The 1,909-nt window shown below is 50.2% G+C and carries 2 protein-coding genes; both read left to right on the top strand.

Annotation, left to right across the window (positions count from 1 at the left end):
* Positions 1-1,310, top strand: a 1,310-nt coding sequence (locus ACO6VE_RS24390; protein ID WP_422464090.1) for a hypothetical protein, incomplete at its 5' end; no start/stop codon positions are given.
* Positions 1,310-1,879 carry a hypothetical protein gene (locus ACO6VE_RS24385; RefSeq protein WP_422464088.1) on the top strand — a complete coding sequence of 190 codons (570 nt, stop codon included), beginning with the start codon at positions 1,310-1,312 and terminating at the stop codon, positions 1,877-1,879. The genes ACO6VE_RS24390 and ACO6VE_RS24385, both read left to right, overlap by 1 nt.
* Positions 1,880-1,909 lie beyond the last annotated feature (30 nt).

The raw sequence follows: 1,909 nt of genomic DNA, 5'->3' as shown, positions 1-1,909 counted from the left end.
ATAAAAACCTGAGCACAGAAACCAATGCCGGTGTTCAGGTTGGCAGGGTCGATTACAGCGGCGGGCTGGCGACACTGGCCAGCTACCCATCCGGCACCGTCAATACGGCCACCATTCAGGCAGCGGCCACCATCGGGGTTGGCTTTGGCATAAATGCGGTGGCCTTCCGTACTCCCGGTGCTCCTGTTCGACAGGGCAGCTTGCAGCTAACGGCAGTGCGGGTGGATACCGGGGATGTGATTACTGCGACAGCTGACTTTAATGGCGACTTCAGCACTTCAGAGGTGACGGGAAACATCGACGTTACGACTGGCTGGTGCGAGATTGAGTTTACTGATGGAAAATCTCCTGAAAAGAAGCCAATCTATGTCATCCCGCAGAGTGTCCGTTACAACTGCGTGGTGGAAACCAGCCTGCCGCTCGATGCTGAACTGATCGGCCTTGACCCGGTACGTCTACCTCCCGATGGCAAGGTTCCCATCTATCGAGCCGGGGATATTGTGGTTATAAGTCATACGGCAACCACCGATGCCGGTACTCCAACGGCAGGACAGGTGATTAACCTGGCTCGTGATCATCAGGCAGAAATAGTGGTGGAAGACAGCGGTGGTACTTTGCTGGCCAGCGATCAATACACCGTCGATAGAGAGGCAGGAACCGTGACCTTTGCCGATCCGTTGAGCCTGATTGATGCCGATAGTAGCCCGCTATCGGCACCCTATGCCATTAAGGATCGGGTGGAGCACATGAGCGTATTGAGCGATGTGCAGATCAATGGCGACCTGTCCATTATCTCCCCGGTGCCTTGGGATTTGCCCGCAGGCGAAACCTCGGTCAGCAGTGCGGTGGTCTATGGCGATCTTCAGGCCAGAGTGAAAAACTTTTTCAGCCAGAAGGTATGGGATAGCGGCGATCCAAACTGGACGGATGACCGGGTTGGAGACCAGACAACTGCCCAATACAACACCATCAACTACCCGGTAGAAGCGACCAACAAGGGGGCTATTTATGGAAAGTGGGCAATCATTTTTACCAGCAGCACAGCTTTCCAGATTGTTGAGGAAAAGCTGGGGATAATAGCCAGCGGCAGCACAGCAACCGATACCGCACCCATTAACCCGGAAACGGGAGTACCTTATTTCACAATGAAAGCCGATGGTTGGGGCAGCGGCTGGTCAACAGGCAACGCTATCCGTTTCAATACCGATGGGTGCCTTGCGCCAGTTTGGATTTGTCGGACGGTGCTTTCAGGTCAGGGTACGGAAACAAACGACGACTTTACGCTACAGATTCGGGGGGATGCTGACTGATGGCAGTGAAAAACTTTAAGCAATATGTCTTGGATCATACTCATCCCACGAGCCTGTATACTTTTGAGCCTCCTGACCAAAGTGTATTAGATTTAGACTTTGGTATGTTTGAGGAAGATTTTTCAGGCAATGGGCATCATTTACATACAACTAATACTTATAATCCTGAATTAGCCCGTTTCTCAAGTGGGAATCCGGTCTTTGGCTTGGATCATTACCTACAATCAACGGCAGTGCTTAATGCAAACACTGGTCTTTATGGTAAAAATCCGGGCTTACTTTACGAGTTCACGGTTTACGGATGGTTTAAACCACCAACTAACACGGGCAGTGACCATATTATTTTTGGGCAGCGAAGTGGTAGCCGTGCTCCTAATTGGATTATTTATGCAGTCAATGATCAATATATAAGGGCAAGGTACAGCGGGACTTCATACAATATTACCGAGCATTCACTAATTCAAGGCTGGAACTCTCTTCTTGTTAGGAAGCGATACTCTTATTCAGATGCAGCTACTCCCGATGAATACACGTCAGCTGCCACAACCAGAAAACTGACATACTCATAATTTCTGAAAACACAAGAGAACCCTCAACTT

Source organism: Endozoicomonas sp. ALB115 (assembly GCF_049310245.1).
Lineage (GTDB): Bacteria > Pseudomonadota > Gammaproteobacteria > Pseudomonadales > Endozoicomonadaceae > Endozoicomonas.
This window is presented reverse-complemented; position numbering and strand designations above follow the sequence as displayed.

Coding starts and splice junctions, on each gene's coding strand:
- ACO6VE_RS24385 (WP_422464088.1), top strand. CDS start 1,310: ATGGCAGTGAAAAACTTTAAGCAATATGTCTTGGATCATACTCATCCC.